The following is a 16,913-nucleotide window of genomic DNA, read 5'->3' as shown; positions in this document are numbered from 1 at the left end:
ACGGGCCCTGTGTCGTCGGTCAGGCCAGAACCAGAAGCAGCGTCACGACGACGCTCGCCGCGACCGACGACACCGCACCGAGCCACCGCACCCAGGCGATGCCGCCGGCTCGCCGCGGCAGCGCACGCCACCGCAGCGCGAGAACCACCGCGCCACCGGCCGCCGCGCCGACGCCGAGCGACCAGAACACCGGCGGGATCGTGAGCCAGTCGCCGAGCCGGAACGCGATGAGTGCCACCGCGACGGCCGCGAGCGCCGACTGCACCACGCGCAGGCGGTCGGGCGCCGACCGGTACCAGGGCGCCTCCCCGGGCCGGGCGATCGCCAGGAACGGCAGCGTCAGCGCCAGGTACAGCACGAGGACGATCGTCACCGCCCACTGCCAGGTCACCGGCGCGGTGTCCGAGGGCTCGGCGTCGGCGCCCAGCAGGCGGATCCCGATCCACTCGACGTCCCGGTCGGTGTTGCCGAGCACGACGACGCCCTCGCCCGCCGCGCGGTCGTGGCCGACGTAGGACCGGAAGCCGCCGGTGCCGCCGTTGTGCCAGGTGAGGTCGCGGCCGTCGGCGCGATCGGTGAACCACGCGTAGCCGACGCGCCGGTCGTCCCCGTCGGCCCAGCGCGGGGTGGTCGCGTCGGCGCCGGGTGCGGTGCCGTTCATCGTCGCGGCGACGAGCTTCGCCAGATCGGCCGCGGTCGAGCGGACGCCGATGCCGGCCGGGGCGTACCCGGCGCCGGTCCAGCCGGCGGTGCGGCGGCCGGACGCGGTGGCGCCCTCGGCCCACTGGCCGGTGGCGGGGGCGCCGATCGTCGTCTCCGACATCCCGAGTGGACGCAGGATCCGCTCGGTGACCAGCCGCGGGTACGGCGTGCCGCTGCGCTCGGCCAGCGCCTGGCCGAGCAGCGCCACTCCCAGGTTGGAGTAGTGCACCTCGCCGCGTCCGCCGCCGACCGAGGTCGCGGAGGCTTCACGCAGCAGGTCCTCGACGCTCTGGCCGTACGGGTCGCCGCCGGTGAGGTTGGTCCAGGCGTTGGTCAGGAGGGCGCCGGGGCCGCCGCCCAGCCGGGGGAGCCCGGACCGGTGGCTCGCGAGCTCGGCGAGCGTCACGTCGCCGACCTCGGGGTCGGCGAACTCCCGATCCGCGAAGACGGTCCGCAGTGTCTCGTCGGCGCGGACCTCGCCCGAGGCGACCAGGTCCGCGAGCAGCATGCCGGTGAACACCTTGCCCACCGAGCCGATCTCGAACCGGGGTCCACCGGCGTCGTCGCCGACGAGCGTGGTCACGGCGCCCGCCCGGTCGACACGCGCGACGGCGAGGCCGCGGTAGCCGCCGGTCTCGTCGCCGACGACGTCGAGCACCCGCTCGGCGAGCGCGTCGTCGCCGCGGTGGGTGTCCGGCAGCCGGTTGGGCGCCGGCCCCACCAGGAACGCGAGCGCCGCGACCGCGACCGCGACGACGGCGCCGATCAGCGCGGTGCGCCGGGGCACCCGCGCGGGACGAGGGGTTGGGGTGACGGTAGTGGTCATGTCCGTACTCCCGAGAGGATGACGAGCAGGGGCACCACCCGTTCCGGCGGCACGGCGTAGCGTCCGCGGGCCGCCGACCGCAGCCAGCCGGCCGCGACCAGGTGGCGGAGGTGGTGGTAGAGCTGGCCGGTCGTGCCCAGTTCCTCGTCGTCGGCCAGCTCCGCGGTGGTGCGTGCGCCGGAGAGGATCCGGTGGAGCAACCGGAGGCGCACCGGGTGACCCAGGGCGGCGAGCCGGTCGGCCCACGCCGACCAGTCCGCCTCCAGCAGGTCGGGCACGGGCGTGCCGTACTGCCAGTCGTACTGCTCGCCGCTGGGCAGGGCGACCGTCCCGGTGAACAGCACGGCGTTGTCGGAGCGTGCCTTCAGGCCTTCCAGGGCCCAGAAGACGTCGTCCGGGACGGGGGACGGCCCCGCACCGGCGCTTTCCAGCGCATCCAGCCGGCGCTCCAGCGCGGCTACCCGATCGGCTAGCGGTTCATCGGTCACCACTCCATTATTACGCAACTACGTAATTACGTCCAACGATAGGGTTGGTCGCAGCAACCGACGAAGGAGATTCCGTTGATCGGCGATCTGCGAGCGGACACCGTGCGCATCGAGGGTGCGAACGGTGACGACATCGAGGCCTACCTGGCGCTCCCGGCGGACGACGGTCCGCGCGGCGGCGTCGTCGTCATCCACCACTTGCCCGGGTACGACGCGGCGACGAAGGAGATCACCCGGCGCTTCGCCGCGCTGGGCTACGCCGCGATCTGCCCGAACCTCTACAGCCGGGAGGCGCCCGGCGCCGAGCCGGACGACGCGGCCGCGGTGGCCAGGGCGAACGGCGGTGTGCCCGACGAGCGGTTCGTCGGCGACGCGGCCGGTGCGGTCGCCCACCTGCGCGCGTTGCCCGGGTCGAACGGCAGGGTCGGCACGATCGGCTACTGCTCGGGCGGACGGCAGTCGTTCCTGGCCGCGCTGAGCGTCGACGTCGACGCGGCCGTCGACTGCTACGGCGCGTTCGTGGTCGGGACGCCGCCGGACGGGTTCCCGCTGCGGGTCGGCCCGCTCGTGGCGCGGACGCCGGAGCTGCGCGCTCCGCTGCTGGGCCTGTTCGGCAACGACGACAAGTACCCGAGCCCGGAGCACGTCGACGAGCTCGAGCAGGCCCTCAAGGACGCCGGCAAGCCCTACGAGTTCCACCGCTACGACGGCGCCGGCCACGCGTTCTTCTCGACCGACCGCCCCTCCTACCGGCCGGAGGTCGCGGTGGACGGCTGGCAGCGGATCCACACCTTCTTCGGCGAGCACCTGGGGGCCTGACGATGTGCACCTACGAGACCGCGACGCTGGCGATCAGCGGCGCCGGCAAGGGCCGCGAAGGCTGGTTCCCGCTCACCGACGCCACCGTGTACTTCGACCACCCGGTGTCCGCGCCGCAGGCCCACACGCTCAACATCGACTTCCGCAACCCGCAGCGCGGCGCCGCGGCCCGGGTGGCGGTGGAACTCGATCCGGCGGCGGCCCGCCGCCTCGCCGAGTCGATCCTCGCGATGCTCGACGCGGCCCCACCCGGATTGATCGAGGAGAGCCTGGCGTAAGTTCGGGCCATGCTGCTCGCGTCGTCGGTGGTCGGTAGTCTCCCGCAGCCCGAATGGCTGATCGACCGGTCCAAGCTGGCCGGCCGGATGCCCCCGCGGGTGCGGGCGAAGGAGCTGTGGCGGGTCGCGCCCGACCAGCTCGCCGAGGCCCAGGACGACGCGACGCTGGTGGCCGTCCGGGCCCAGGAGGAGGCCGGGCTCGACATCGTCACCGATGGCGAGATGCGCCGGGAGAGCTACTCGAACCACTTCGCGACCGCGCTCGAGGGCGTCGACATCGACAACCCGGGCTCGACGATCAACCGCAACGGCGAGCCGTACCCGGTCCCGCGGCTCGCCGGGCCGATCAGCCGGCCGGCGCCGATCCAGGTCGAGGACGTGCGCTTCCTGCGCGCGCACACCGACAAGATCGTCAAGATGACCGTGCCCGGGCCGTTCACGATGTCGCAGCAGGCCCAGAACGACCACTACCCCGACGCCGAGTCCGCGGCGATGGACCTCGCGGCCGCGGTGAACGCGGAGATCAAGGACCTGCACGCCGCGGGCGCGGACATCGTCCAGATCGACGAGCCGTGGCTGCAGGCCCGCCCCGAGATCGCCCGCGAGTTCGGCGTCAGAGCGCTCAACCGCGCGCTCGAGGGCGTCGTCGGCACCACGGCCGTGCACCTGTGCTTCGGGTACGCGGCGCTGGTGCACGAGCGGCCGGCCGGGTACTCGTTCCTGCCCGAGCTGGCCGCGTGCACCGCCGACCAGATCTCGATCGAGACCGCGCAGTCGAAGCTCGACCTCGGTGTCCTGGCCGACCTGGCCGGCAAGACGATCATCCTCGGCGTGATCGACCTGTCGACCCACGAGGTGGAGTCCGCGCGGGTCGTGGCCGACCGGGTGCGCCGGGCGTTCGCCTACGTCCCGCCCGAGCGCATCGTGCTCTCCACCGACTGCGGCATGAAGTACCTGCCCCGCGAGTCCGCCCAGGGCAAGATGCGCGCTCTCGCCGAGGCCTCCGCGATCCTCCGCGCCGAGCTCGCCTGACCGGCCGATCTGTCGGGCTGCTGCTGCCGGTCGGCGCGCTGCTGATCACGACCGCGCTCCGGTAGCCCGCGGGTTCACCAGTCCGCCGAGGCGTGGTGGCGGGCGACCGTGGCCAGGTCCGGGTCGTGCTGGGTGACGACCTGCCGGGCGCGGTACTCGGCCAGCGGGCCGAGCGTGTCGTACACCTCGGCGAACAGCGCGTACCCGGCGGCGCGGGGCCAGGACTTCGGGAGCAGCGGGTCCGGCAACCCGGGGTCCAGCGCCGGGATCCGCCGCCACGCGTCCATCAGGCGTACCCGCGCGACGAGCGCCTCGGCCCCGCCGACCGCGCCCGCACGCACCCGGTCGCGGATCGGCCGGTACGTCGCGAGCACGTCGAGGTAGGCGGCCTCGGCGCCCGCCAGCGGCCAGGCCTCCAGCGGCGGCGACCCCACCGTCTCGACCCGGAAGATCGACATCGCGTCCAGCGCGTGCCCACGCAGGGCGTCCTCGACCGCGGTGACCGACGTCCGCGGTGAGATCCAGACACCGTCGAACAGAGCGCCGAACCCGAGCCAGCGCAGCGCGGTACGGACCTGGTGACGCACCTGGCGCCGCTCCTCCGGCACGCTGAACGCGACGAGCGTCCAGTGCCCGTCCCAGTCGTCGCCGGGCCGGCCGAAGCGCATGATGCGCCCGGCGGCCTCGCGGACGCTCGCGCGCGCGGCGGGGGAGAGGCGCAGCCGGGCGCGCCGGCCCGTGCGCGTGCTCAGCACGGTCCCGCGGTCGGCCAGCCGGGAGATCGCCCGCCGCGCGCTCGCGGTCGACGTCCCGAACGCGGCCATCATCTCGACGACGGCCCCGAGCGGCACCTCGGCGTCCTCGTCGAGCCAGAAGTCACCGAGCAGCGTCACCAGCAGGTGCTGCGGATTGGCGCCGACGCGCGCGCGTGGAAGCACGCTTGATCGGGCGTTCGGCGAAAAAACTGTCACATGAGCACTCTAGGCGCTCGATTCCGGCCGATCTCTTGACGCGGAGGGGGTGCGGCGTACGACACTCAGCACCTCGACGCGTGACAGTCGTCCTGGCGCGCGTCAGATAATCCGTCTCAATGACAGAGGGGTCAGAGATGTTGACGTTAGCGAGGTCCGCCCTGGCCGGGGCGCTGGGAGTCGTCGTGCTGGCGCTGTCGGCCTGCGGCGGCGGCTCCGACACCGGTGAGCCAGGATCCAAAGCCCCCTCGGTCGACGCCAAGGCCCTGTTCCGGAAGGAACTCCACGACAAACTGCCGCAAGCGATCCAGGACAAGGGCGAGATCGTCTTCGCCGGCGACCCGCACCCGCCGTACCGGGTCGTGGCCCAGGACGGCACGGTCACCGGGTTCGACCCGGAGCTGCAGAAGGCCCTCGGGGCCGTGCTCGGCGTCAAGACCCGGATCGAGGTGATCGCCGGTCTGCCCGCCGCGCTCACCGGTATGAAGGCCGGCCGGTTCGACGCGTTCAACGGGCCGGTGAAGGACACGCCGGAACGCGAGAAGGACTTCGACAACGTCGTCTACATGACCTCGCGGACGGCGTACCTGTTCAAACAGGACTCCGACGTCAAGAAGGCCGCCGACCTGTGCGGCCGCACCGTCGCGTACGTCTCCGGCAGCATCGTCGAGGGTCAGCTCAAGGCCCTCTCGACCTGGTGCGGCACGTCGGGCGCGCCGGCGGTCAAGGGTCAGCCGCTCGCCGACACCAACGCGACGATCCTCGCGGTGCGCTCGGGCCGGGCCGACGCGCTCGGCGCCACCCAGGCCGGTGCGCTCGACATCCGCAACGCCGCGAAGGGCCAGTACGGCTACGTGCTGCAGAGCGACGAGCAGGGCGCCGGCGTCGACGCGCTGGCGCTGCTCGCGCCGAAGACCGGCGGGCTCGGACCGGTGCTGCTCGACGCGTTCACGGTCCTCTTCGAGACCGGCACGTACGACACGATCATGAAGAGCTACGGCCTCACCGACGTCGCGGTGGACGCCCCGGCGCTGAACGTGGCCGCGAAGTCGTGACCACCGTGACCGCCCCCGACCGCGCGGACCCCACCGACTACGCCGCCCACGCGAAGGGCCACGTGCGGTGGGGCCACTGGGTCCTCGGCGCCGTCCTGGTCGTGCTGGCCGCCCAGCTCGGGCGGTTCCTCGTGTTCAACGAGGCGTTCGAGTGGGGCGTCGTCGGGCAGTACCTGTTCGACGCCTCGGTGCTGCGCGGGCTGGGCACCACGATCCTGCTGGCGGTCGCCGCGATGCTGGTCGGGCTGGTGCTCGGCACGACGATCGCGGCCTGCCGCCTCTCGATGTTCGCGCCGCTGCGCTGGGCCGGCACCGCCTACGTGACCGTGTTCCGGTCCATCCCGCCGCTCGTGCAGCTGATCTTCTGGTTCAACCTCGGTTACCTGCTGCCGCGGATCTCGGTCGGCGTCCCGTTCGGGCCGGAGTTCGCGAGCTGGTCGAGCAACGACCTGATCACCCCGGTGACCGCCGCGGTGCTCGGGCTCGGGCTCAACGAGGCCGCGTACCTGGCCGAGATCGTGCGCGGCGGCCTGCTCGGCGTCGACGGGGGCCAGACCGAGGCCGCGAAGTCGCTCGGGTACCGCGGCCGCCAGATCTTCTTCCGGGTGGTGCTGCCGCAGGCCATGCGCACGATCATCCCGCCCACCGGCAGCCAGTTCATCACCGTTCTCAAGGGCACCTCGCTGGTGAGCGTCATCGCGATGGCCGACCTGCTGTACTCGGTGCAGACGATCTACGGCCGCACCTACCAGGTCGTGCCGCTGCTGATCGTCGCGGTGCTCTGGTACCTGGTCGTCGTCTCGCTGTTCAGCCTCGGCCAGCAGCGCCTGGAGAGGTACTTCGGCCGGGGAGCGCACCGGTGACCCGGGTCCTGGAGGTCCGCGGCCTGCGCAAACGCTACGGCGACCACGTCGCGCTCGACGGCGTCGACCTCGACGTGGACGCCGGTGAGGTCGTCGCGGTCATCGGCCCCTCCGGCTCCGGCAAGTCGACGCTGGTGCGCTGCGTGCACCAGCTCGAGGCGATCGACGACGGCGCGATGTACCTCGACGGTGAGCTGCTCGGCCGCAAACGCACCGGCTCCCACCTGCGGGTGCTGCCGGAGAAGGCGGTCGCGGCCCAGCGTCGCCGGATGGGCATGGTCTTCCAGCAGTTCAACCTGTTCGGGCACCGCACGGTGCGCCAGAACGTCGTCGACCCGCCGGTGCTCGTGCACGGCGTACCGCGGGCCGAGGCCGTCGCCCGGGCCGATGAGCTGCTGGCCACGATGGGGCTCTCCGACCACGCCGAGAAGTACCCGCGGCAGCTCTCCGGCGGGCAGCAGCAGCGGGTCGCGATCGCGCGGGCGATGGCCACCCGCCCCCGGATCATGCTGTTCGACGAGCCGACCAGCGCGCTGGACCCGGAGCTCGTCGACGAGGTGCTCAGGGTCGTCCGCGACCTGGCCGCGGCCGGTACGACGATGCTGCTGGTCACGCACGAGATGGCGTTCGCCCGCGACGTCGCCGACCGCGTCGTTTTCCTGGCCGGGGGGCGGGTCGTCGAGACCGGTCCGCCCGCCGAGCTGTTCACTGATCCCCAGACACCCCGGCTGCGTGAGTTCCTCGCCCGCTTCAGATTGGGAGCCGCCCGATGACCACCCTGCTCGCCACCGGAGACCTCGTTCTCGACGAGCCCGACCCGGACTCGTTCTTCGACGGCTCGCGCGAGATCCTGCGCGGCGCCGACGTCGTGGTCGGGCACGTCGAGGTGCCGCACAGCACGTCGACCGCGCAGCTCTCCACCGACGTGCCCGCGCCGCCGGCCGACCCGGCGCACCTCAAGGCGCTCGGCGCGGCCGGGTTCACCGTCGCCACGCTCGCCGGCAACCACGTGTTCGACGTCGGTGAGCAGGGCGTGCTCGACACGATCGCCGCCTGCCGGGACGCCGGGCTGGTGACCGCGGGCGCCGGAGCGAACCTGGTCGAGGCGCGGACCCCGGCCGTGGTCACCACCGCCGGCCCGACGATCGCGGTGCTCAGCTACAACTGCGTCGGGCCGCGCGACTCGTGGGCACGCAGCCAGAAGGCCGGCTGCGCCTACGTCCGGGTGCTCACGCACTACGAGCTGGACCACGCCAGCCCGGGCGGCCCGCCGGAGATCTTCACGTTCGCCGACCCGGCGAGCCTGGACGCGATGGCCGCCGACGTGCGCGCCGCCCGCGAGCAGGCCGATGCGGTCGTGGTCGCGCTCCACAAGGGCGTCGGGCACACCCCGGCCAAGATCGAGATGTACGAGCCGCAGGTCGCGCGGGCCGCGGTCGACGCCGGGGCGTCGGTGGTGATCGCCCACCACGCGCACATCATGCGCGGCGTCGAGATCTACCGGGGTGCGCCGATCTACCACGGGCTCGGCAACTTCGTCACGGTCACCCAGGCGCTCAACCCGACCGGCGGCGAGAGCGCCGAGCGCACCGCCTGGGCGAAGAAGCGGGTGGAGCTGTTCGGCTTCGCGCCCGACCCGGCCATGCCCACGTACCCGTTCCATCCCGAGAGCCGGAACACCGCGCTCGCGACGTGCACGTTCGCCGACGACGGCCGGCTCGTCTCCGCCGGGCTGATCCCGTTCCGGATCGACGACGAGGCCGTGCCCCGGCCCGCGACCGACGACCGGGTCGCCGACTACATCGAGGACATCACCCGCCGCGCCGGCCTCGACACGGAGTTCCGCCGGGAGGAAGGCCTGATCACGCTGCCCGCCGTGGGCTAGGCCCAGCTGGCCACCGTGTGGTGGCCGACGAGCGGGGCGAGGTCGGGTTCGTGGTTGGCGACGATCTGCCGGAAGCGGAGCGTCGCCAACTCCCCGAGCCCGTCGTAGAGCTCGCTGAACAGCGCGTGGGCCGCCGGGCGGGGCCAGTCCTCCGGCAGCAGCTCGGCCGGCAGGTCGGGGTCGAGGCCGGGGAAGATCCGCCAGGTCTCGAGCAGGTGGGTGCGCTGCACGAGCGCCGCGGCCGGCGTCACCGACCCGGCTTGGAGCTGTTCGGGCAGTGCGCCGTGGTCCTTGACGAAGGTCTGGTAGGCGGCCTGGATCTCGGTCAGGTCCCACGCGGTCAGCGGTGCGCACCCCACCGCGGTCTCCACGACCCGGAACGCGCTCAGGTTGTCGACGCCGACGGCCTGGAACACCTCGCGGAGCGCGTCGAGCCCGGCGTGCGGGGAGATCCAGAGTCCGTCGAAGAGCGGCGCGAACCCGAGCCAGCGCAGGTAGCTGCGCAACTGGTGACGCAACCGGCGCTGCTCCTCGGGGACGCTGAACGCGGCGAGCGTCCACCGGCCGTCCCAGGGGCGGGCCGACGGGCCGAAGCCCAGCACGGTACCGGTCTTGTGCCGGATGTCCTGCCGGCCGGTGTCCGACAGCCGGTAGTAGGCGTGTCGCCCGACTTTGCCCGCCTCCAGCACACCCCGCTTGACCAGCCGGTTCGCGGTGGCTCGCGCGCTGGTCTCGCTGATGCCGAACTCCGCGACCAGGTCGATGAGCACCCCGAGCGGCACCGCGGCGTCCACGTCGAGCCAGTGCTCACCGAGCAGGCTGGTGAGTAAACGCTGCGGCGAACCGCCGGCCTGGTGACGCGGCAGCACCGACCCCTCCAGCGCCCGTCGGAGGACGAGCACCTCGGCCGGCGTCGGTTCGGGAGCCATACCGGCAGCTTATTCGTCGCCCGGCCCGAGCAGCGAGCCCTCGTTCGTCCGGTCAGGTGGGGAGCGCGGTCCCGTCCAGGCGGGTCAGGTCGACGAAGGCGCGGGCGGCCGGGGAGAGCTGGCCGCTGCGCCACATCATGACCGCGCCGTGGACGAGGCGGGGGGTGGTCGGCACGACGACGGCGCCGCGACCGGCGGCGTCCTCGGCCAGGCGTGGGGGTAAGACGGTCGCGCCCGCTCCGGCCAGGACCAGGGGGACGATCGCGGCGCGGTGGGTGGTCTCGACCGCGATGCGGGGCGCGGTGCCGCACCGGCCGAGTTCGCGGTCGACGAGCGTGCGCATCGCGGTGCCCTCCGGCGTGGACACCAGCGCCCAGGTGGCGAGCTCGGCCACCTCGATCGGGCGGGCCACGTCGATCGCCGAGCCCGGGGGGAGCACGGCGAAGAACTCCTGATCGCGCAGGCGCAGGTGATCCAGCCCCTCGACGCCGCCGGGTGACTCGGCCAGGCCGAGCTCGCAGTCGCCCTCGAGCACCATGCCGGTGACCGCGTCGTCGAGCTCGGGGTCGGTGACCCGCACGTCGACGCGCTCGTGGGCGGCGCGGAAGCGGCCGATGAGCGCGGCCAGCGGGTCCACGGCGAGCGTGGTGAGCGCGACGATGTCGAGCCGTCCGCCGGTGAGGCCGAGCACGCTCTCCACCGACGCGCGGGCGGTCGCGAAGTCGCGCAGCACCTGTTTGGCCGGGCGGACCAGGGCCTCCCCGGCGGCGGTGAGGCCGACGCCGCGGCCGAGGCGGTCGAAGAGCGGGGTGCCGAGGTCGCGTTCGAGGGCGCGGATCGCCTGGGAGAGCGAGGGCTGGGCGACGCGCAGGCGCCGGCCGGCGCTGGTGAAGCCGCCGGTCTGGACGATGGCGAGGAAGTACTCCAGCTGACGGCGGTCCATTCGTAAATCCTATGGCGTCGGTAGGGAATTGGTATCGGTCCCCCCGTGCCAGGGGATTGTCCTCCTTCGACGCCGGACGGGAGGGTTCTGCCCATGATGGAGTGCTGCGGTCTCGATCATCACGCGGACGGCTACACCGACCGCCAGCGCGCCGACCTCGAGCGGGTGCTGGCCTTCAACCGGCGGCTGGCCGCGGCGATCGACGGGTCACGCGACGTGTCCGGCGTCGTCGCGGCGCTCGACCCCGACCCGTTGCGCTACATGTGGGTCGACGAGGGGGGCGGACGCCTCACCGACTACCTGGCCACCGCCGACGCCCGCCTCGCCGCGGCACCCCACCTCCCCGGCCACCACCGCGTCCCCGGCCGCGACGTCTCCACCCCGGCCGAGGGCGCGGCGGCGCGGCCCGCGGTCGCCGTCGCGGCCGACGGGCGGGAGCTGTACGTCTGGATCGACTGGGAGGAAGGCGCCGGGGAGCGGATCGTCGCCGAGCTCGACGGCGAGCGGCGCGTGCTCACGCCGGATCCGGGCGACTGCTTCCGCCCGTCGGCGGTCTTCGCCCCCGACGGCGTCGCCTGGGTCCTCTACGGCCGGGCCGACGCCGCCGGGCACGTCGCCGTCCTCGCGCACCCCGTCGACGGCGAACCGGAGCGGATCAGCGACAGCGGCCACCCGAGCTTCAACCAGGAGGTCGTCGCGACCCCCGACGGGCTCGAAGCCGTCTGGCAGGGCCCGCACGGCACCGGCTTCGGCATCTTCTCGCGCCGGTACCGCGACGGCGTCTGGGGCGAGACCGTGCTCGTCAGCGCGGGCGCCGCCGGCAACGCCTGGGACCCCGCGGTGGCCGCGACGCCCGGCGGCTCCAGCGTCTACGCCTGGTCGGAGTACGTGGACGGCTCGTACCGGGTCGTCGTCCGCACCGGCGCCGGGCCGATCCGCCCGGTGAGTTCCGGTACCGACTACGCGCTGCACCCGAGCCTCGCGGTCACCACCGACGGCGCGGTCTGGTGCGCGTTCGACCTCATCGCCGTGCACGGTCACGGCGGCTCCGGCCCCACCCGCCTGCGCCCGGCCGCGGAGCTGGCCGACGCCCCCGCGGTCGCCGGCGCCCGCGAGTCCGGCGACTCCGTCCCACCCGAACTTCTCCCCGACGTCGCCGCGGCGCTGCGTGTGGTGCGGGTGACCGACGACGGGCTCCGGGAGGCCGGCGGGGTGCTCGCCCCCGGCCTGAACGTCGTACCCGGCGGGTTGCCGCGCCTGGTCGCGGACCCGGACGGCGGTCTGACCGTCGCCTACCGGGTGCACCGCCAGCTGCCGCTGATGACCTACTACTGGGAGGTCGCCGCCCAGACGCTCGGCCCGGACGGCTGGTCGGCCCCGGTCACGTTCGGCGGCAGCGACGGCACCTTGGAGGAGCCGGCGATCTGCGCCGCGCCCGACGGCGTCCGCGTCGCCTGGCAGGCCGACGGGCGGCTGGAGCGCAGCCTCACCTGGACCGAGGGGTTCGGCGGGCGCGAGTGCCCGGTGCTGCTCGAGCACCTCGGCTCGGTGGTGTGGCACGGCCTGCACGGCGTGGGCGTGATCCGCTCCGCCACCCGCCCGTCAGCGACCGGGCCGGCCCGCGCCGAGCGGCCGCTCGCGCTCGTCGAGAGCAGCACCCGGCGCGAGGCCCGCACCTGGCTCGGCGCGGCTCCCGACCGCTACACCACCGAGGTCGACGGCGAGACGCTCACGCTCTACTGGGGCGACCTGCACCGCCACTCGCTGGTGAGCCGCTGCACCTCCGGCGACGAACCGTCGCTCGACGACTTCTACCGCTACGGCTGGGACGTCTGCGACTACGACTTCTGGGCGGTCACCGACCACTCCGAGAACAGCAGCGCGTACCAGTGGTGGTCGATCCAGAAGATCGCCGACCTGTTCCGCGTCGACGATCGCTTCGTCCCGTTCTACGGGTTCGAATGGACCGGCGACACCGGCCACCAGAACGTCATCTACGGCTCGGTGGAGCGCGGCGCCCCGATCTACTCGTCGTTCGCGCAGGGCTCACGGACGCCGGACGAGCTGTGGACCAGCCTGCGCCGCCACCCGGACCACCCGGCGCTCACGATCCCGCACCACCCGGGCTCGGCGATGATCCCGTACGACTGGGACTACGCCGACCCGCGGTACCTGCGGCTGGTCGAGGTCTTCCAGGCCTGCCGCGGCAACTACGAGGCCGACGGCGTCTTCCGCCAGTACTCCGACGCCACCCGGCACGGCACGTTCGTCGCCGACGGCCTGGCCCGGGGCCACCGCTTCGGCCTGATCGCCAGCTCCGATCACGGCAACGGCGCCAGCTACGTCGGAGCGTTCGCCGACCGGCTCACCCGTGACGGTGTCTTCACCGCGTTGACCGACCGGCGCGTCTTCGGCGCCACCACCCGCGACGTGCTCGTCGACGTCCGGGTCGGCGGCGCGTTCATGGGCTCGGAGATCCGGCGCACCGGCCCGGTCGGGATCGAGGTCTACGCCCGCGGGTACCGGGACCTGGCCCGGATCCAGCTGGTCCGCGACGGCGAGACGATCCGCGAACTCCGCCCGGCTCTCGACCTCGCCGACGGGCACCTCGAGCTCCCGATCCGGATCGAGTTCGGCCGCAGTGCGGTGACCACCGACTGGTCCGGCGAGCTGACGATCGAGGGCGGCGAGATCCTGGCCACCCCGTACCTGTCGCCGGAACTCACCGCGGTCAGCCGCACGTCGGCCCGCTGGCGCGCGTCGACCAAGTCGTTCGGGGAGCCCTACGGCGCGCAGCGCGGCGGCGTCGAACTGACGCTGGTGGGCCCGCCCGACGCGACGGTCACCCTCGGCGGGGTGCGTACGAGACTGGCGAAGCTCGTCGGTCTGGAGCTGCCCGGCGGCGAGGGCGGGCGGCTGACCGTGCTCCGCGCGACCGGGGGCCTCACCTCGCTCGGCACCCGCGAGCAGCGTCTGCACTGGACCGACGACGTGGGCGACGGCGCCTACTACTACGTCCGCGTCATCCAGGTGGACGGCGAGATGGCCTGGTCCTCCCCGGTCTGGGTGGACACCGACTAAGGAGTTGCGATGAAAGTACGGTTCGTGGCCGGCGCCCTCGCCCTGACCGCGGTGCTGGCGGCCTGCGGGGACTCCGGCGACACCGCCTTCGGTGAGAACGAGGGCGGCGACGCGACGAAGTCGGTCCGGCTCGTCCAGCAACCCTGGGAGGACCTGATCGTCGAGAACCAGATCGTCAGCGACATCCTGACCAAGCTCGGCTACTCGCCGTCCGTGCAGGAGGTCGCGGTGCCGCTGGGGGCCCAGGCACTCTCCACCGGCAAGGCCGACGCGTACCTGGGCAACTGGTGGCCGTCGCAGGAGTCGGTGTTCGGCAAGCTCATCGACGCCGGTTCGGTCGAGGTGACCGGGACGCTGCTCACCGGCACCCAGTACGCGCCGGGCATCCCCGGTGCCCAGGCGTCGAAGCTCGGCGTCACGTCGCTGGCCGACCTGGACGAGCACGCGGCCGAGTTCAAGAAGGAGATCCTCGGCATCGAGCCCGGCACCCCCGGTAACCAGGCCATTCTCGACGCGATATCGAAGGACGCCTACGGGCTCGGCGACTGGAAGCTGACCCCGAGCAGCACCGAGGCGATGCTGGCCGAGGTCACCCGGCGGGTGGCGAGGAACCAGCCGGTGGTGTTCCTGGCCTGGAAGCCGCACTGGATGGTCGTGAAGTGGGACGTGACGTTCCTCGACGACCCGCAGAAGGTCTGGCCGGGTGCCGGTGAGATCCGGGTGCTGACCCGCAAGGGCCTCACGTCCGACGACCCGAACCTGGCGAAGTTCCTGTCCCAGATCACCGTCGACGCCGAGACCGCCTCGCAGTGGATCGACGCGTTCGGCCCGCAGAAGAAGCCGGCGAAGGACATCGCGTCGGCCTGGCTGGCGTCGAACGAGGACGTCGTCACGAAGTGGCTCGACGGCGTGCGGACCGCCGACGGCAAGGACGGCGTGGCCGCGGTGGTGGGCGGATGATCACCGGCACCGGCCTGACGAAGGTCTACGGCACGAAACGAGCCGTGGACGAGGTCACGTTCGAGGTGGCTCAGGGCGAGCTGTTCGTCCTCATGGGCCTGTCCGGCTCCGGTAAGTCGACGCTGCTGCGCATGATCAACCGCCTGGTCGAGCCGACGTCGGGCACGGTGACGTTCGACGGCGTCGACCTGGCCGGGCTGGGGGCGGCGGAGCTGCGCGAGGTGCGTAACCGGCGCGTCAACATGGTCTTCCAGCATTTCGCGTTGTTCCCGCACCGGACCGTGCGCCAGAACGCCGCGTACGGGTTGGAGGTCCGGCGCGTTCCGGCGGCGGAGCGGCTGGAACGCGCCGATCAGGCCCTGGAGCGCGTGGGCCTCGGCGACCGCGGTGACGCCAGGCCCCACGAGCTCTCCGGCGGCCAGCGTCAGCGCGTCGGGCTGGCCAGGGCGCTCGCCACCGACCCCGACGTGCTGCTGATGGACGAACCGTTCAGCGCGCTGGACCCGCTGATCCGCCGGGACATGCAGGACCTGCTGCTGGACCTGCAGGCCGACCGCCCCCGCACGATCGTGTTCGTCACCCACGACCTCAACGAGGCGATGCGGATCGGGAGCCGGATCATGGTGCTCAAGGACGGCCGGGTGCAGCAGTGCGGCACCGGCCCGGAGATCCTGTCCGCGCCGGCCAACGACTACGTCGGCGAGTTCGTCGCCGACGTCGACCGGGCCCGGGTGCTGACCGCGTCCGCGGTCATGCGTCCGGCGACGTCGACCGCGGCCCTGTCCACGGCCCCGGCCGACGTCCTGGGCTCGGACGTCTTCGTGCTCGACGGCGACGACAAGCTGCTAGGTCTGGTCGGGTCGTCCGAGGTGGCCGCCGCGCTCGACGCCGGGGAGCCGGACCTCTCGGCGCGGGTCGCGGACTCCTACCACGTCGTCGCGCCGGACCGGCCGCTGGTGGAGTTCCTGCACCTGGCCCTGACCGCGCCCCTGGTCGTGGTCGACGACGGCCGGCTGGTCGGCGTGGTGTCCGACCGCGTCCTGCTCTCGGCCCTGGGCGGTGTCCGTGCCTAGGGTCCCGGTCGGCGAGTGGGTCGACGCGCTGGTGACGTTCCTGCTCGACCACTTCGGTGGGGTGTTCGACGGCTTGGCGTCGTTCGTGACGCAGGTGATCAACGCGCTGTACCGGGTGCTGCACTCGCCGCCCTACGGGGTGGTGATCGCGGTGTTCGCGGTGCTGGCCTGGGTGGCGGCGCGGTCGTGGCAGCTGGTCGTGTTCACCGTGGCGGCGTTCCTGCTCGTCGTCTCGATGGAGCTCTGGACCGCGGCGATGCAGACGCTGACCGTCGTGCTGATCGCCGCGTTCGCCGCGGTGCTGATCGGGGTGCCGCTCGGCGTGCTGGCGGCGCGCAGCTCCCGGACCGGGGCGATCGTGCGTCCGGTGCTGGACTTCATGCAGACGCTGCCGGTGTTCGTCTACCTGATCCCGTCGGTGTTCTTCTTCGGGATCGGCGTCGTGCCCGGCACGGTGTCGACGACGGTGTTCGCGATCCCGCCCGCGGTGCGGCTGACCGAGCTGGGGATCCGGCAGGTCGACCCGGAGATCGTGGAGGCCGCGCACGCGTTCGGGTCGCGGCCGGGCCAGGTGCTGCGTCAGGTGCAGTTGCCGCTGGCGCTGCCGTCGATCATGGCCGGGGTCAACCAGGTGATCATGCTGGCGCTGTCGATGGTCGTGATCGCCGGCATGGTGGGGGCCGGGGGACTCGGGGAGATCGTGGTGCGCGGGGTGACTCAGCTGGACATCGGCACCGGGTTCGAGGGCGGGCTCGCGGTCGTGATCCTGGCGATCTTCCTGGACCGGGTGACCGGTGGCCTCGGCGCCGGGCGGTTCCGCCGCCGGCTGCCCCGGCGCGCGTCCCGCTCCGCGCCGGTACCGGAGCCGGCGCCGACGGGCGGGTGACGGGAGGCGGGTCGCGCAGGGTCGGGCGGTGGCGAGGGATCTCGGGGCGGCGTCCGTCCGGCGGCCGGGTGGTGGCTGGTCACCAGCCTCTCCCTGGTCGCCGACGCGCGACTGACCGCGTC

The 16,913-nt window shown here is 73.0% G+C and carries 16 protein-coding genes; 11 read left to right on the top strand and 5 right to left on the bottom strand.

Going from position 1 to position 16,913, the window contains the following annotated elements; translation table 11 throughout:
- Nucleotides 1-19: 19 nt before the first annotated feature.
- Together CRYAR_RS43470 and CRYAR_RS22880 are read right to left on the bottom strand one after the other, a co-directional pair.
- Nucleotides 20-1,528: a serine hydrolase domain-containing protein gene (locus CRYAR_RS43470; RefSeq protein ID WP_084700852.1), complete on the bottom strand. Its 1,509-nt coding sequence runs from the start codon at nt 1,526-1,528 to the stop codon at nt 20-22.
- On the bottom strand, nt 1,525-2,016 hold the full coding sequence (locus CRYAR_RS22880) for an ArsR/SmtB family transcription factor (protein ID WP_035865914.1): 492 nt from the start codon (nt 2,014-2,016) through the stop codon (nt 1,525-1,527). Before CRYAR_RS22880 ends, CRYAR_RS43470 begins: the two co-directional genes overlap by 4 nt.
- A 75-nt stretch (nt 2,017-2,091) precedes the next feature.
- Between CRYAR_RS22880 and CRYAR_RS22875 the strand changes: the two genes are divergently transcribed.
- From CRYAR_RS22875 to CRYAR_RS22865, 3 genes are read left to right on the top strand one after another with little or no spacing between them, the layout of a single operon-like run.
- Nucleotides 2,092-2,835: a dienelactone hydrolase family protein gene (locus CRYAR_RS22875; RefSeq protein ID WP_035855120.1), complete on the top strand. Its 744-nt coding sequence runs from the start codon at nt 2,092-2,094 to the stop codon at nt 2,833-2,835.
- Nucleotides 2,836-2,837: 2 nt separating this feature from the next.
- The gene (locus CRYAR_RS22870) at nt 2,838-3,113 is read left to right on the top strand and encodes a DUF6295 family protein (RefSeq protein WP_035855119.1); all 276 of its coding nucleotides are present in this window, start codon (nt 2,838-2,840) and stop codon (nt 3,111-3,113) included.
- 9 nt (nt 3,114-3,122) lie between these two features.
- Nucleotides 3,123-4,145 carry a uroporphyrinogen decarboxylase family protein gene (locus tag CRYAR_RS22865; RefSeq protein WP_035855117.1) on the top strand — a complete coding sequence of 341 codons (1,023 nt, stop codon included), beginning with the start codon at nt 3,123-3,125 and terminating at the stop codon, nt 4,143-4,145.
- A gap of 74 nt (nt 4,146-4,219) precedes the next feature.
- Here CRYAR_RS22865 and CRYAR_RS22860 read toward each other — a convergent pair whose 3' ends face one another.
- Nucleotides 4,220-5,083, bottom strand: a complete 864-nt coding sequence (locus CRYAR_RS22860) for a PaaX family transcriptional regulator (protein WP_051570817.1) — start codon at nt 5,081-5,083, stop codon at nt 4,220-4,222.
- Between the two features lie 170 nt (nt 5,084-5,253).
- On the opposite strand from CRYAR_RS22860, the gene CRYAR_RS22855 reads away from it, so the two are divergent.
- The 4 genes from CRYAR_RS22855 to CRYAR_RS22840 are packed head-to-tail and all read left to right on the top strand — an operon-like array spanning nt 5,254 to nt 8,919.
- Complete coding sequence (locus CRYAR_RS22855; protein WP_051570816.1) at nt 5,254-6,171, top strand: transporter substrate-binding domain-containing protein; 918 nt, start codon at nt 5,254-5,256, stop codon at nt 6,169-6,171.
- Complete coding sequence (locus CRYAR_RS22850; RefSeq protein WP_035855114.1) at nt 6,168-7,034, top strand: amino acid ABC transporter permease; 867 nt, start codon at nt 6,168-6,170, stop codon at nt 7,032-7,034. The genes CRYAR_RS22855 and CRYAR_RS22850 overlap by 4 nt, the downstream gene beginning before the upstream one ends.
- Complete coding sequence (locus tag CRYAR_RS22845) at nt 7,031-7,807, top strand: amino acid ABC transporter ATP-binding protein (protein ID WP_035855111.1); 777 nt, start codon at nt 7,031-7,033, stop codon at nt 7,805-7,807. Before CRYAR_RS22850 ends, CRYAR_RS22845 begins: the two co-directional genes overlap by 4 nt.
- A complete protein-coding gene (locus CRYAR_RS22840) occupies nt 7,804-8,919 on the top strand; it encodes a CapA family protein (protein WP_035855110.1) in 1,116 nt (371 codons plus the stop codon). The genes CRYAR_RS22845 and CRYAR_RS22840 overlap by 4 nt, the downstream gene beginning before the upstream one ends.
- On the opposite strand, the gene CRYAR_RS22835 is transcribed toward CRYAR_RS22840, so the two are convergent.
- Both CRYAR_RS22835 and CRYAR_RS22830 read right to left on the bottom strand, forming a co-directional pair.
- Nucleotides 8,916-9,848 carry a PaaX family transcriptional regulator gene (locus CRYAR_RS22835; protein ID WP_035855107.1) on the bottom strand — a complete coding sequence of 311 codons (933 nt, stop codon included), beginning with the start codon at nt 9,846-9,848 and terminating at the stop codon, nt 8,916-8,918. The two genes, CRYAR_RS22840 and CRYAR_RS22835, sit on opposite strands and share 4 nt — an antisense overlap.
- Before the next feature lie 52 nt (nt 9,849-9,900).
- Nucleotides 9,901-10,791, bottom strand: a complete 891-nt coding sequence (locus tag CRYAR_RS22830) for a LysR family transcriptional regulator (RefSeq protein ID WP_035855105.1) — start codon at nt 10,789-10,791, stop codon at nt 9,901-9,903.
- A 93-nt stretch (nt 10,792-10,884) separates the two neighbouring features.
- On the opposite strand from CRYAR_RS22830, the gene CRYAR_RS22825 reads away from it, so the two are divergent.
- Genes CRYAR_RS22825 through CRYAR_RS22810 form a run of 4 tightly spaced genes read left to right on the top strand, consistent with a single transcriptional unit; the run spans nt 10,885 to nt 16,791 of the window.
- The gene (locus CRYAR_RS22825; RefSeq protein ID WP_157017985.1) at nt 10,885-13,872 is read left to right on the top strand and encodes a DUF3604 domain-containing protein; all 2,988 of its coding nucleotides are present in this window, start codon (nt 10,885-10,887) and stop codon (nt 13,870-13,872) included.
- 9 nt (nt 13,873-13,881) lie between these two features.
- Nucleotides 13,882-14,832, top strand: coding sequence for a glycine betaine ABC transporter substrate-binding protein (locus CRYAR_RS22820; RefSeq protein WP_051570815.1), 951 nt, complete (start codon nt 13,882-13,884; stop codon nt 14,830-14,832).
- Entirely contained in the window at nt 14,829-15,905 is a 1,077-nt protein-coding gene (locus tag CRYAR_RS22815; RefSeq protein WP_051570814.1) for a quaternary amine ABC transporter ATP-binding protein, read from the top strand. The genes CRYAR_RS22820 and CRYAR_RS22815 overlap by 4 nt, the downstream gene beginning before the upstream one ends.
- On the top strand, nt 15,898-16,791 hold the full coding sequence (locus tag CRYAR_RS22810; protein WP_084701967.1) for an ABC transporter permease: 894 nt from the start codon (nt 15,898-15,900) through the stop codon (nt 16,789-16,791). Before CRYAR_RS22815 ends, CRYAR_RS22810 begins: the two co-directional genes overlap by 8 nt.
- The last annotated feature ends 122 nt before the right edge of the window (nt 16,792-16,913 follow it).

It is taken from the genome of Cryptosporangium arvum DSM 44712, from assembly GCF_000585375.1.
GTDB classification, from domain to species: Bacteria; Actinomycetota; Actinomycetes; order Mycobacteriales; family Cryptosporangiaceae; genus Cryptosporangium; species Cryptosporangium arvum.
This window is presented reverse-complemented; position numbering and strand designations above follow the sequence as displayed.